Here is a 13,154-nt window from a genome sequence, read left to right as displayed (position 1 = left end):
GCTCAGCGCAGGATCCTGGCGTAGAGCAGGCTGTCCTGCGGCTCGGGGCCCAGGTTGGGGTAGACGGCGTGGCGGGCGAGTCGTCCTTCCAGGACGAAACCGGCGCGCTCCAGCAGCCGCGCCGACCGTTCGTTGTCGACGTTGCACGTGGCCCACACCCGATACACCGCCCGGTCGCTGTCGAGCGCGGTCAGCAGCATGTCGAGCACCTCGGCCATCAAACCCTTGCCCCACCACCGCCGGCCCAGGCAGTAACCGATCTCGACGGAGTGCGGCACCGGACGCCGGCAGCTGGTCAACCCGACGATCTCGCCGCTGTGCCGCAACTCGATGACCCAGGTCCGGTCGTCGGGGGTGGCGTTGAGTTTCTCGGTGATCACCCGCCGCGTCGCCGCCACGTCGGGATGCGGCGCCCACATCAGATACTTGGTCACCTCGGGGTCGCGGGCCACGCGCTGAAACAGTGCGCCGGCGTCGTCGAGCACGGGCCGGCGCAGCACCAGCCGGGGACCGGTGATGCGGTCGGGTGGGTAATCGGCCACGGTGCTAGAGGCCGAGCGCCTGATAAGTGCGCCGAACGAATTTCGGTTGCACCGATTGGAGTTTCGCCAACGAGGTGTTGCCGGCGACGGCCGCGGCCACGTCGGCGGACATGTCGGGCAGGTTCTGCACCAGATACAGCAGAACCAGGTCGGCGGTCGGGTCGGCCTGCCACCACGTCCCGTAGGCGCCCGGCCAGCTGAAGGTTCCGAGCCCGCCCGGACCGAACAGCGGCGCGCTCCTTGTCGGGTCGGTCACCACCGACACGTTCAGCCCGAAGCCGCGGCCCACCCAGTACGGCGCCCCCAGGAAGTTGTGGCGCTTCTGCTCGTCGGTCAGCCGGTCGGTCCGCATCAGGCGGGCCGACTCGGCCGACAGCACCCGCACACCGTCGATCGTTCCCTCGCCGAGCAGCATCCGCACGAACCGCAGGTAGTCGTCGGCGGTGGACCACAGGCCCCCGCCCGCGTTGGCGAAGGAGGGCGGCTTGATGTGCGGCGGCCCCATCACGTCGTGGTGCAGTTGGCCCTGCTCGTCGAGCCGGTACATGGTCGCGGCGCGGCGGCGCGCCTCGGGGGAGACGAAGAACCCGGTGTCCGGCATGCCCACCGGGCCCAGCACCCGCTCGTCGAGAACCTGGTGGAACGGCTTGCCCTCGATGCGCGCCGCGATGACGCCCAGCAGGTCGATGGAATGGCTGTAGGTGAGCCGCTCACCGGGCTGATGCACCAGCGGCAGCTTGGCCAGCTCGGCCAGCCAGGTGTCGGGACCCTGACTGAACGGCAGCCGCATGTAGGCCTTGGCGATCGGCCCGGACACCGAGAAGCTGTAGGCCAGGCCGCTGGTGTGGGTGAGCAGGTCCTCGATCAGGATGGCGCGCTGCACCGGATGCGTCCGGTCCAGCGGGCCGTGCGGCTCGTCGAGCACCCGCACGTCGGCCAGCTCCGGGGCCCAGCGCACGACGGGGTCTTTCAGCGTCAGCTTGCCCTCGTCGACCAGGCTCATCACCGCGGCGACGGTCACCGGCTTGGTCATCGACGCGATCCGGAACAGCGTGTCCCGCTGCATCGGCAGGCCCGCGTCCACGTCCCGATAACCGATTTCGTTGACCTGCAGCACTTCTCCGCGCCGCCAGACCATCGTCACCGCGCCGGCAAGCATGCCGGCATCGCACACTTCGCGGATGGAGCCCGCGTTGACGTCGAGATTCACCCGAATCACGTTAGCGGCGTGCCCGGGGAGCGCGAACGTCACACTAGGACTCGCGCCCCTCCAGCGCCTCGTCCACCGTGGGATACAGCTCGATGAACTCGTCGAGGCCCACGATGCGCAGCGGCCGGCTGGTTGCCGAGCCGTCGGCCGCCACCCGCAGCGAGGTCGGGCTGTCCTGGGTCAGGCGCTGCACCTCGACCAGCACGGTGATGCCGGCCGAGGACAGGAAATCGACCTCGGTGAGGTCGATGACGAGCACCGCAGGCGTGCCGGACAGGGCGATGTCGATATGCGTGGCGAGCGAGGGCGCGGTGATGATGTCGACGACGCCGCTGACCTCCAGGATCACCGCCTCACCGGCATCGCGGCGGTTGACCCAAAACTCCTCGCTCATGACGATCCGAACCGTATCGCCTTCTCACCACGGCCGGTTAACCGGGCCGTTACCCGCTCGTTCCGTCGGCGACAAAGGCCAAAATTTCATGACGGTTTCGGTTGAGCAAAGGTACGGCAGCTACCCGCGATGCCAGGACCGACGTCGCGTGTCCGGCTTTAGTGTTGGTTGCTATGGCCGCACTGAGCAATTGCGTGAAGCGCTGGCGCACAGCGCTTCACATCACGGTGTCGGTATCCGTCGTTGCCCTGGGGCTCGCCGTCGCGCCCGTGGCTCACGCGGCCGCGGCCGCGGCGACGTTGTCGGTGGAACACGCGTGGCAGACCGGTTTCATCGCCAACTTCACCGTCACCAATCTGAGCACGGTGCCGCTAACCGATTGGCGGATTGACTTTGACATGCCGGCCGGACAATCCGTCCTGCACACGTGGAACAGCACCGTCACCCAATCGGGCACCCACTACGTGCTCACCCCCGCGAATTGGAATCGCAGCATTGCGCCCGGTGGTTCGGCCACGGGTGGCATGAGAGGCGTGGTGACCGGTTCCTTCACGCCGCCGTCGAATTGCGTGCTCAACGGCCAGTATCCCTGCAGCTAGCGGCGCTGGGCGCGGACGTACCAGAACGCCATCTCGACCTGTGCGCCGTCCACCTCGCGGCGCATTGTGGCGGGCTCCAGCGACTCGATGTCCCACCCCGCGCCGCCGAGGACGTCGCGCAGCGTCTGCTCGGACACCGCCGGCCGGGGCCACCGTTCGTCGGGGGCGTTCGCGTCGGAGAAGCAGCTGATCAACAGCGTGGCGCCCGGCCTGGTGGCGCGGTGCGCCGCGGCGGCGTAGCTGCGCTTGCCGTCGTCGTCGAGGCAGTGGAACATGCCGCTGTCGATGACGGTGTCGAACGCGTCGGTGTAGCCCGCCAGCTGGGTGGAGTCGGCCACCGCGAACGTGATGTCGACGCCGGCATCGGCGGCCCGGCGCTCGGCGGTGACCAGGGCGGTGGGCGAGATGTCCAGCCCGGTCACCCGGAACCCGTTCAGCGCCAGGTAGATGGCGTTGTCACCGAGCCCGCAGCCGATGTCCAGGACGTCACCGTGGACCCAGCCCCCGCCAAGCCAGGCGATGACGTTGTCCTTGGGCGCCTTGGTGTCCCACGGCGGTGTCGTCATCGGCGGGATGCCCTCGCCGGGGCTCTCGCCGCGATAGAGCGCGTCGAAGTCCATTTGCTGCAGTCTGGAGAAGCCTGAGCCGGTCACTTTCGCCAGGGTAGCGCGGCCGCGTCCGCTCAAGCCGGGACACGTGGGGCGCAAGTGGCGCAGCGGGTGATCGAGCACGTCACGGCCCGTGCCGCGCGCCGCGTCCTTTCGAAGAAGTGCTACGCTGCCGGGCAGTCGACATCCTTTAACGATCCGTCCGGCGAGGCGGAGAAGGAGGTCAGGGTTTCGCATGGGTGCAGCGGGTGACACCGGCACCGGCCGCGAGTTGATGTCGGCGGCCGACGTGAGTCGCACCATTTCCCGTATCGCGCATCAGATCATCGAGAAGACCGCGTTAGATGACGCGAGCCGGTCCGCGCCCAGGGTGGTGCTGCTGGGAATCCCGACCCGCGGCGTGATCCTCGCCAGGCGGCTGGCCACCAACATCGCCGAATACAGCGGGGTCGACGTCGGTTGCGGAGCCCTCGACATCACCCTGTATCGCGACGACCTGATGCAGAAACCGCCGCGACCGCTCGAGGTCACCTCGATCCCGGCGGGCGGCATCGACGACGCGCTGGTCATCCTCATCGACGACGTGCTCTACTCCGGTCGCTCGGTCCGCTCGGCGCTGGACGCCCTGCGCGACGTCGGCCGCCCGCGGGTGGTGCAGCTGGCGGTGCTGGTCGACCGCGGCCACCGCGAGCTGCCGCTGCGCGCCGACTACGTCGGCAAGAACGTCCCCACCTCCCGCAGCGAGAGCGTGCACGTACTGCTCAGCGAGCAGGACGGGCGCGACGGGGTGGTGATCTCGCGATGACGCGCCACCTGCTGGCCGCCGGCGACCTGACCCGCGACGAGGCCATCGCCATCCTCGACGACGCGGACCGGTTCGCCGAGGCGCTGGTGGGCCGCGAGGTGAAGAAGCTGCCGACCCTGCGCGGCCGCACCGTGATCACGATGTTCTACGAGAACTCCACCCGCACCCGGGTGTCGTTCGAGGTGGCCGGCAAGTGGATGAGCGCCGACGTCATCAACGTCAGCGCCGCCGGGTCGTCGGTGGGCAAGGGCGAGTCGCTGCGCGACACCGCGCTGACGCTGCGGGCGGCCGGCGCCGACGCGCTGATCATCCGCCATCCGGCCTCGGGTGCCGCCCACCTGCTGGCCGACTGGACGTGCGCCGGCAACGACTCCGGCCCCTCGGTGATCAACGCCGGCGACGGCACGCACGAGCACCCGACGCAGGCGCTGCTGGACGCGCTCACCATCCGCCAGCGCCTCGGCGGTATCGAGGGCCGGCGCGTCGTGATCGTCGGCGACATCCTGCACAGCCGGGTCGCCCGCTCCAACGTCATGCTGCTGAACACCCTGGGCGCGGAGGTGGTGCTGGTCGCGCCGCCGACGCTGCTGCCGGCCGGGGTCGACTCCTGGCCGGTCACCGTCTCGGGCGACTTCGACGCCGAGCTACCCGCCGCCGACGCGGTGCTGATGCTGCGGGTGCAGGCCGAACGGATGAACGGCGGCTTCTTCCCGTCGGTGCGCGAATACTCCTCCCGCTACGGGCTTTCCGATCGCCGCCAGGCCATGCTGCCCGGCCACGCCGTGGTGCTGCACCCGGGTCCGATGCTGCGCGGCATGGAGATCGCGTCGTCGGTGGCGGATTCGTCGCAATCGGCCGTGCTGCAACAGGTTTCCAACGGCGTGCACGTGCGGATGGCCGTGCTGTTCCACGTGCTGGTGGGTGCGGAATCCGCCGGAAAAGAGGGGGCGGCGTGAGCGTGCTGATCCGCGGGGTCCGGTTGTACGGCGAGGGCGACCGGGTCGACGTGCTGGTCGATGACGGCCAGATCGCCGACATCGGCCCGGGCCTTGCCATCCCGGATACGGCCGACGTCATCGATGCGACGGGCCAGGTGCTGCTGCCCGGCTTCGTCGACCTGCACACCCACCTGCGCGAGCCGGGCCGAGAATACGCCGAGGACATCGAAACGGGCTCGGCCGCAGCGGCTCTCGGCGGATATACCGCCGTGTTCGCGATGGCCAACACCAATCCCGTCGCCGACAGCCCGGTGGTCACCGACCACGTCTGGCACCGCGGCCAGCAGGTCGGCTTGGTCGACGTGCACCCCGTCGGCGCCGTCACCGTCGGATTGGCCGGCACCGAACTCACCGAGATGGGCATGATGGCGGCCGGGGCCGCGCAGGTTCGGATGTTCTCCGACGACGGTGTCTGCGTACACGACCCGCTGGTGATGCGCCGCGCGCTGGAATACGCCACGGGCCTGGGCGTGCTGATCGCCCAGCACGCCGAGGAGCCCCGGCTGACCGTCGGCGCCGTCGCGCACGAGGGACCCACCGCCGCCCGGCTGGGCCTCTCGGGCTGGCCCCGGGCCGCCGAGGAGTCCATCGTCGCCCGGGATGCGTTGCTGGCGCGCGACGCCGGCGCCCGCGTCCACATCTGCCACGCCTCCACCGCGGGAACCGTCGAGCTGCTGAAATGGGCCAAGGGGCAAGGGATCTCGATCACCGCCGAGGTCACCCCGCACCACCTGCTGCTGGACGACAGCAGGCTGGCCAGCTACGACGGGCGCAATCGCGTCAACCCGCCGCTGCGCGAGGCCGCCGACGCTGTGGCGTTGCGCCAGGCCCTGGCCGACGGCGTCATCGACTGTGTGGCCACCGACCATGCGCCGCACGCCGAGCACGAGAAGTGCGTGGAGTTCGCGGCGGCGCGTCCCGGCATGCTGGGCCTGCAGACCGCGCTGTCGGTCGTGGTGCACACCATGGTGGCGCCCGGGCTGTTGACGTGGCGGGACGTCGCCCGGGTGATGAGCGAAAACCCGGCGCGCATCGTCGGACTGCCCGATCACGGCCGCCCGCTGGAGGTGGGGGAGCCGGCCAACCTGACGGTGGTGGACCCCGACGCCACCTGGACCGTCGCCGGGTCCGACCTGGCCAGCCGGTCGGCCAACACGCCCTTCGAGTCGATGGCCCTGCCCGCCACCGTCACGGCGACCCTGCTGCGCGGGAAGGTCACGGCTCGAGACGGGAAGTGCCCGGCATGAATTCGGGCACGCTGGTGGGGTCGCTGATCTTCGCGGCCGTGCTGGTGGTGGTGATCGCGGTGGTGATCCAGCTGATGATGCGCAGCTGGCGGCGCCGCTCGCAGCGGCAGGCCGAACTGATCGGCCGGCTGCCCGACGTGCCCGACCAGGTGGGTGCGGCGACGATCACCACCCAAGGCCACTATTGCGGGTCGATGATGGCCCCGGGCTGGAACGAGCGGATCGCCGTCGGCGATCTGGGGTACCGGAGCAAGGCGGTGCTGACCCGCTATTCGAGCGGTATCATGGTGGAACGCCTACGCGCCCAACCGCTTTGGATTCCACGCGACTCGATCACGCATATCCGCATGGAGCGCGGGATGGGCGGCCGGGCCGTAGCCCGGATCGGGATTCTGGCGATTCGGTGGCGGCTGCCGTCGGGAGTCGAGATCGACACCGGCTTTCGGGCCAACCACCGCGACGAATACACCGACTGGCTCAAAGAGGAAGTAGCGTGACGACAAAAGCAGTTCTGGTACTCGAGGACGGGCGCGTCTTCACCGGCACGCCGTTCGGCCAGGTCGGCCAAACCCTCGGCGAGGCCGTGTTTTCCACCGGCATGTCCGGCTACCAGGAGACGCTGACCGATCCCAGTTATCACCGGCAGATCGTGGTGGCCACCGCGCCACAGATCGGCAACACCGGCTGGAACACCGAGGACGCCGAAAGTCGCGGCGACAAGATCTGGGTCGCCGGCTACGCGGTGCGCGACCCGTCCCCGCGGGCGTCGAACTGGCGCGCCACGGGAACCCTGGAGGACGAGCTGGTGCGCCAGCACATCGTCGGGATCGCCGGCATCGACACCCGGGCGGTGGTGCGCCACCTGCGCACCCGCGGCTCCATGAAGGCGGGGGTGTTCTCCGGCGAGGCGCTGGCCGACCCTTTGAACATAGACGAGTTGGTGGAGCGGGTGCGGGGGCAGCAGTCGATGCTGGGTGCCGACCTCGCCGGCGAGGTCAGCACCGCGGAGCCCTACATCGTGGAACCCGACGGGGCGCAACGGTTTACGGTGGTGGCGCTGGACCTGGGCATCAAGACCAACACCCCGCGCAACTTCGCCCGCCGGGGAGTCCGCAGCCACGTGCTGCCGTCGTCGACGAGCTTCGAACAGATCGCCGACATCGCACCCGACGGCGTGTTCTTGTCCAACGGCCCCGGTGACCCCGCCACCGCCGACCACGTCGTCGCGCTCACCCGCGAGGTGCTGGGCGCCGGAATCCCGTTGTTCGGCATCTGCTTCGGCAACCAGATCCTGGGCCGGGCACTGGGCCTGTCCACCTACAAGATGGTCTTCGGCCACCGCGGGATCAATATCCCCGTCATGGACCACGCCACCGGTCGGGTGGCGGTGACCGCGCAGAACCACGGTTTCGCGCTGGAAGGCGAGGCGGGTCAATCCTTCGACACGCCGTTCGGGCCCGCCGTCGTCAGCCACACATGCGCCAACGACGGGGTGGTCGAGGGCGTCAAACTCGCCGACGGGCGGGCGTTCTCGGTGCAGTACCACCCGGAGGCCGCCGCCGGCCCACACGACGCGGAATACCTGTTCGATCAATTCATCGAGCTGATGGCCGGTGAGAGATGACCGCGAGCGACCGTGTTTGTACGGCGACACGCCGTAAACGGTGTACAAACGCGGTCGCTCGCGCCAAGAAAGAAGGAGGGCGCTAGTGCCGCGGCGCAGCGATCTCAACCACGTGCTGGTGATCGGCTCGGGGCCGATCGTCATCGGCCAGGCGGCCGAATTCGACTACTCGGGCACCCAGGCCTGCCGGGTGCTGCGAGCGGAGGGGCTGCAGGTCAGCCTGATCAACTCCAACCCGGCGACCATCATGACCGACCCCGAGTACGCCGACCACACCTACGTCGAGCCCATCACCCCGGCCTTCGTGGAGCGGGTGATCGCGCAACAGGCCGAGCGCGGCAACAAGATCGACGCGCTGCTGGCCACGCTGGGCGGGCAGACCGCGCTCAACACCGCGGTCGCGCTGTATCAGAACGGCGCGCTCGAGCGCCACGGGGTCGAGCTCATCGGGGCCGACATCGACGCCATCCAGCGCGGCGAGGACCGGCAGATGTTCAAGGACATCGTCGCCAAGGTCGGCGGTGAATCCGCCCGCAGCCGAGTGTGTTTCACCATGGAAGAGGTCCGCGAGACGGTCGAGGAACTCGGTCTTCCGGTGGTGGTGCGGCCCAGCTTCACCATGGGCGGGCTGGGCTCGGGCATGGCGCGATCCGTCGAGGAGGTCGACCGGATGGCCGGCGCCGGCCTGGCCGAAAGCCCCAGCGCCAACGTGCTGATCGAGGAATCCATCTACGGCTGGAAGGAATTCGAGCTCGAGCTGATGCGCGACGGCAACGACAACGTCGTCGTGGTCTGCTCGATCGAGAACGTCGACCCGATGGGCGTGCACACCGGCGACTCGGTCACCGTCGCGCCGGCCATGACGCTGACCGACCGGGAATACCAGCGGATGCGGGACCTGGGCATCGCGATCCTGCGCGAGGTCGGGGTCGACACCGGCGGCTGCAACATCCAGTTCGCCGTCAACCCGAGCGACGGCCGGCTGATCGTCATCGAGATGAACCCGCGGGTGTCGCGGTCCAGCGCGCTGGCCTCCAAGGCCACCGGCTTCCCGATCGCCAAGATCGCCGCCAAGCTGGCCATCGGGTACACCCTCGACGAGATCGTCAACGACATCACCAAGGAAACGCCGGCCTGCTTCGAACCCACCCTCGACTACGTCGTCGTCAAGGCGCCGCGGTTCGCGTTCGAGAAGTTCCCCGGGGCGGACCCCACCCTGACCACCACGATGAAGTCCGTCGGCGAGGCGATGTCGTTGGGCCGCAACTTCATCGAGGCGCTCGGCAAGGTGATGCGGTCTCTGGAGACCACCCGCGCCGGGTTCTGGACCAAGCCGGACGGCCCGGACTGCAACGTCGGCGAGGTGCTCGACCGGCTACGGACCCCGACCGAGGGCCGGCTCTACGACATCGAGCTGGCGCTGCGGCTGGGCGCCTCGATCGAGCAGGTCGCCGAGGCCAGCGGCGTCGACCCGTGGTTCGTCGCCCAGATCGGCGAGCTGGGCACGCTGCGCGCGGAGCTGGTCGACGCCCCGGTGCTGGACACCGACCTGCTGCGGCGGGCCAAGCACAGCGGGCTGTCGGACCGCCAGATCGCCGCCCTGCGGCCCGAATTGGCGGGGGAGAACGGGGTGCGCTCGCTGCGCGAGCGGCTGGGCATCCACCCGGTGTACAAGACGGTGGACACCTGCGCGGCGGAGTTCGATGCCAAGACGCCCTATCACTACAGCAGCTATGAGCTCGACCCGGCGGCCGAGACGGAGGTGGCCCCGCAGGCCGAGCGGCCCAAGGTGCTGATCCTGGGATCCGGGCCCAACCGCATCGGCCAGGGCATCGAATTCGACTACAGCTGCGTGCACGCGGCAACCACGTTGAGCCAGGCCGGTTTCGAGACCGTCATGGTCAACTGCAACCCGGAGACGGTGTCCACCGACTACGACACCGCCGACCGGCTGTACTTCGAGCCGCTGACCTTCGAGGACGTCCTGGAGGTGTTCCACGCCGAACAGCAGTCGGGGGGTGACGGGCCCGGGGTGGTCGGCGTCATCGTGCAGCTGGGCGGCCAGACCCCGCTCGGGTTGGCGCAGCGCCTGGCCGACGCCGGAGTCCCGATCGTGGGCACGCCGCCGGAGGCGATCGACCTGGCCGAGGACCGCGGCGCCTTCGGTGACGTGCTGACCGGCGCCGGATTGCCGGCGCCGAAATACGGCATGGCAACCACTTTCGCGCAGGCCCGCCGGATCGCCGAGGACATCGGCTACCCGGTGCTGGTGCGGCCGTCGTACGTCCTGGGCGGCCGAGGGATGGAGATCGTCTACGACGAGGAGACACTGGAGGGCTACATCACCCGCGCCACCGAGCTCTCGCCCGAACACCCGGTGCTGGTGGATCGCTTCCTCGAGGACGCGGTGGAGATCGACGTCGACGCCCTGTGCGACGGCACCGAGGTCTACATCGGCGGCATCATGGAGCACATCGAGGAGGCCGGCATCCACTCCGGCGACTCGGCGTGCGCGCTACCGCCCGTCACGCTGGGCCGCAGCGACATCGAGAAGGTGCGCCGCGCGACCGAGGCCATCGCGCACGGCATCGGGGTGATCGGCCTGCTCAACGTGCAGTACGCGCTGAAGGACGACGTGCTCTACGTCCTGGAGGCCAACCCGAGGGCCAGCCGCACCGTTCCCTTCGTCTCCAAGGCCACCGCGATCCCGCTCGCCAAGGCGTGCGCCCGGATCATGTTGGGCGCCACCATTCCCCAGCTCCGCGCCGAGGGCATGCTGGCGGCGTCCGGGGACGGCGCCCACGCGGTCCAGAACGCCCCGATCGCGGTCAAGGAGGCGGTGCTGCCGTTCCACCGCTTCCGGCGGGCCGACGGCGCCGCCATCGATTCCCTGCTCGGCCCGGAGATGAAATCGACCGGTGAGGTGATGGGCATCGACCGCGACTTCGGCACCGCCTTCGCCAAGAGCCAGACCGCCGCCTACGGTTCGCTGCCGGCCGAGGGCACCGTGTTCGTCTCCGTCGCCAACCGGGACAAGCGGTCGCTGGTGTTCCCCGTCAAGCGCCTGGCCGATCTGGGCTTCCGTGTGCTGGCCACCGAGGGCACCGCGGAGATGTTGCGCCGCAACGGGATTCCCTGCGACGAGGTCCGCAAGCACTTCGAGCCGCCGCAGCCGGGCCGCCCGGCCGTGTCCGCCGTCGACGCGATCAAGGCCGGCGAAGTCGACATGGTGATCAACACGCCGTACGGCAATTCCGGCCCGCGTATCGACGGCTACGAGATCCGTTCGGCCGCGGTGTCGGTCAACATCCCCTGCGTCACCACCGTGCAGGGCGCGTCCGCCGCCATCCAGGGCATCGAGGCCGGTATCCGCGGCGACATCGGCGTCCGGTCCCTGCAGGAGCTGCACAGCCTGATGGGGCAGGGCGCCGCGCCCGGCGAAGGCGCCCGGTGACGGGCTTCGGCCGGCGGCTGGCCGAGGCCAAAGCGCAGCGCGGCCCGCTGTGTGTGGGGATCGACCCGCACCCCGAGCTGCTACGCGCCTGGGATTTGCCGGCGGCCGCCGACGGGCTGGCCAAGTTCTGCGACATCTGTGTCGAGGCGTTCTCCGGTTTCGCCGTCGTCAAGCCGCAGGTGGCGTTCTTCGAGTCCTACGGCGCCGCCGGGTTCGCGGTGCTGGAACGCACGATCGCGGCGCTGCGTTCGGTCGGGGTGCTGGTGCTGGCCGACGCCAAGCGCGGCGACATCGGCACGACGATGGCGGCGTACGCCGCCGCCTGGGCGGGTGACTCGCCGCTGGCCGCCGACGCCGTGACCGCCTCGCCATACCTCGGGTTCGGCTCGCTGCGGCCGCTGCTCGAGGCCGCCGCCGCGCACGATCGGGGCGTGTTCGTGCTGGCCGCCACTTCCAACCCCGAGGGCGCGACCGTGCAGCGCGCCGCGTTCGACGGCCGCACGGTGGCCCAGCTGGTCGTCGACCAGGCGGCGGTGGTGAACAAGTCCGCCACGCCGTCCGGTCCCGGATATGTCGGCGTGGTGGTGGGCGCGACCGTCCTGCAGGCCCCCGATCTGAGCGCGCTGGGCGGGCCGGTGCTGGTGCCGGGCCTGGGTGTGCAGGGCGGACGGCCCGAGGCGCTCGCCGGGCTGGGCGGGGCGGATCCCGGCCAGCTGCTGCCCGCGGTGGCCCGCGAGGTGCTGCGTGCCGGGCCGGGGGTGGCCGAACTGCGGGCGGCCGGCGAGCGGATGCTGGACGCCGTCGCCTATCTGGGAGCGCCGTAGAGGCGGGTCAGTCCGATGCGGCCGCCGAGCTGGGCCGGGCGGTCTCCACGATCACCGTGGTGGCCTTGACGACCGCGACCGCCACACTGCCGGGCCGCAGCTGCAGCTCCTCGGCCGCCTCGGTGCTCATCAGCGACACGACGGTGAACGGGCCGCACTGCATCTCCACCTGGGTCATCACCTTGTCGCTGGTGACCTTTGTGACCAGCCCGACGAAGCGGTTGCGGGCCGAGCTGCCGATGCTCAGCGGGTCGGGCGGCGGGGTGGGGGCGTTGGTCCGGGAGAACCGGGCCAGGTCCTCGCTGGCGATGACCTTGCGGCCGGCCGCGTCCTGCCCGACCGTCAACGATCCCTGGTTGATCCATCGCCGGACAGTGTCGTCGCTGACCCCGAGCAGCTCAGCGGCCTGACGGATCCGCAGGTTCGACACCGCTAGATCCTAACTCCGCGAGTGTTAGCTGGCTGTCGTACCAGCAATCCACGCGTGATCGCGCCCGGCCGGTCGGCGCGGCGCGACACGCGCGACACGCGACGAAAAATGCGTGACCCCCCGCACGAGGCGTTTCGGCGCGCCTCCGGCGTCGTTTCCAGCCGCCCCCGCAGCGGCCCCGCAGCGGTCCGTCGCGCTAAAACCCCAGGTCAGAGCGGTGGCGTGGGGGTTCGAGGTGGCCACACCGCCGCCCCCGCACCGCGGGGCGCGCCCGGCGCCCACGATGCCCGACGGCCTGCTTTTTCGGGCCACACGCCGGGCTCATGCTGGGACTTTGTCCCCTTAACCAGGGGGTCGGGTTAGATTTCGTCAGGAGGCCTGAGTACGGTCGTCTCCGCTGGCTGAAGTACCCGGCAGAG

At 69.9% G+C, this 13,154-nt stretch carries 13 protein-coding genes; 8 read left to right on the top strand and 5 right to left on the bottom strand.

Going from position 1 to position 13,154, the window contains the following annotated elements; all coding sequences use genetic code 11:
* Positions 1–2: 2 nt before the first annotated feature.
* Genes A9X04_RS18760 through A9X04_RS18750 form a run of 3 tightly spaced genes read right to left on the bottom strand, consistent with a single transcriptional unit; the run spans position 3 to position 2,146 of the window.
* Positions 3–542 (bottom strand): GNAT family N-acetyltransferase, encoded by a 540-nt coding sequence (locus A9X04_RS18760; RefSeq protein ID WP_067923656.1) that lies wholly within the window; start codon positions 540–542, stop codon positions 3–5.
* A gap of 4 nt (positions 543–546) precedes the next feature.
* On the bottom strand, positions 547–1,752 hold the full coding sequence (locus A9X04_RS18755; RefSeq protein ID WP_067923725.1) for a serine hydrolase: 1,206 nt from the start codon (positions 1,750–1,752) through the stop codon (positions 547–549).
* Between the two features lie 43 nt (positions 1,753–1,795).
* A complete protein-coding gene (locus A9X04_RS18750; RefSeq protein WP_067923654.1) occupies positions 1,796–2,146 on the bottom strand; it encodes an STAS domain-containing protein in 351 nt (116 codons plus the stop codon).
* Positions 2,147–2,319: 173 nt separating this feature from the next.
* Between A9X04_RS18750 and A9X04_RS18745 the strand changes: the two genes are divergently transcribed.
* Positions 2,320–2,745 (top strand): cellulose-binding domain-containing protein, encoded by a 426-nt coding sequence (locus tag A9X04_RS18745; RefSeq protein ID WP_067923651.1) that lies wholly within the window; start codon positions 2,320–2,322, stop codon positions 2,743–2,745.
* Here A9X04_RS18745 and A9X04_RS18740 read toward each other — a convergent pair.
* Entirely contained in the window at positions 2,742–3,374 is a 633-nt protein-coding gene (locus A9X04_RS18740; RefSeq protein WP_156764419.1) for a class I SAM-dependent methyltransferase, read from the bottom strand. The two genes, A9X04_RS18745 and A9X04_RS18740, sit on opposite strands and share 4 nt — an antisense overlap.
* 214 nt (positions 3,375–3,588) lie before the next feature.
* On the opposite strand from A9X04_RS18740, the gene pyrR reads away from it, so the two are divergent.
* The 7 genes from pyrR (at position 3,589) to pyrF (ending at position 12,305) form a co-directional block, all read left to right on the top strand.
* The gene (gene pyrR, locus A9X04_RS18735; protein ID WP_067923647.1) at positions 3,589–4,158 is read left to right on the top strand and encodes a bifunctional pyr operon transcriptional regulator/uracil phosphoribosyltransferase PyrR; all 570 of its coding nucleotides are present in this window, start codon (positions 3,589–3,591) and stop codon (positions 4,156–4,158) included.
* A complete protein-coding gene (locus tag A9X04_RS18730) occupies positions 4,155–5,114 on the top strand; it encodes an aspartate carbamoyltransferase catalytic subunit (protein ID WP_067923644.1) in 960 nt (319 codons plus the stop codon). Before pyrR ends, A9X04_RS18730 begins: the two co-directional genes overlap by 4 nt.
* Entirely contained in the window at positions 5,111–6,403 is a 1,293-nt protein-coding gene (locus A9X04_RS18725) for a dihydroorotase (RefSeq protein WP_067923641.1), read from the top strand. The genes A9X04_RS18730 and A9X04_RS18725 overlap by 4 nt, the downstream gene beginning before the upstream one ends.
* Positions 6,400–6,900, top strand: coding sequence for a transporter (locus A9X04_RS18720; RefSeq protein ID WP_067923722.1), 501 nt, complete (start codon positions 6,400–6,402; stop codon positions 6,898–6,900). Before A9X04_RS18725 ends, A9X04_RS18720 begins: the two co-directional genes overlap by 4 nt.
* Positions 6,897–8,027, top strand: coding sequence for a glutamine-hydrolyzing carbamoyl-phosphate synthase small subunit (gene carA / locus A9X04_RS18715; RefSeq protein WP_067923637.1), 1,131 nt, complete (start codon positions 6,897–6,899; stop codon positions 8,025–8,027). Before A9X04_RS18720 ends, carA begins: the two co-directional genes overlap by 4 nt.
* An 85-nt stretch (positions 8,028–8,112) precedes the next feature.
* Positions 8,113–11,481, top strand: coding sequence for a carbamoyl-phosphate synthase large subunit (carB, locus tag A9X04_RS18710; protein WP_067923634.1), 3,369 nt, complete (start codon positions 8,113–8,115; stop codon positions 11,479–11,481).
* Entirely contained in the window at positions 11,478–12,305 is an 828-nt protein-coding gene (gene pyrF, locus A9X04_RS18705; RefSeq protein ID WP_067923631.1) for an orotidine-5'-phosphate decarboxylase, read from the top strand. Before carB ends, pyrF begins: the two co-directional genes overlap by 4 nt.
* A gap of 7 nt (positions 12,306–12,312) precedes the next feature.
* Here pyrF and A9X04_RS18700 read toward each other — a convergent pair whose 3' ends face one another.
* On the bottom strand, positions 12,313–12,735 hold the full coding sequence (locus tag A9X04_RS18700) for a molybdopterin-binding protein (protein ID WP_067923628.1): 423 nt from the start codon (positions 12,733–12,735) through the stop codon (positions 12,313–12,315).
* Positions 12,736–13,154: the final 419 nt, after the last annotated feature.

Origin of the sequence: Mycobacterium sp. E3247 (assembly GCF_001667785.1) — a bacterium.
Classification (GTDB): domain Bacteria; phylum Actinomycetota; class Actinomycetes; order Mycobacteriales; family Mycobacteriaceae; genus Mycobacterium.
This window is presented reverse-complemented; position numbering and strand designations above follow the sequence as displayed.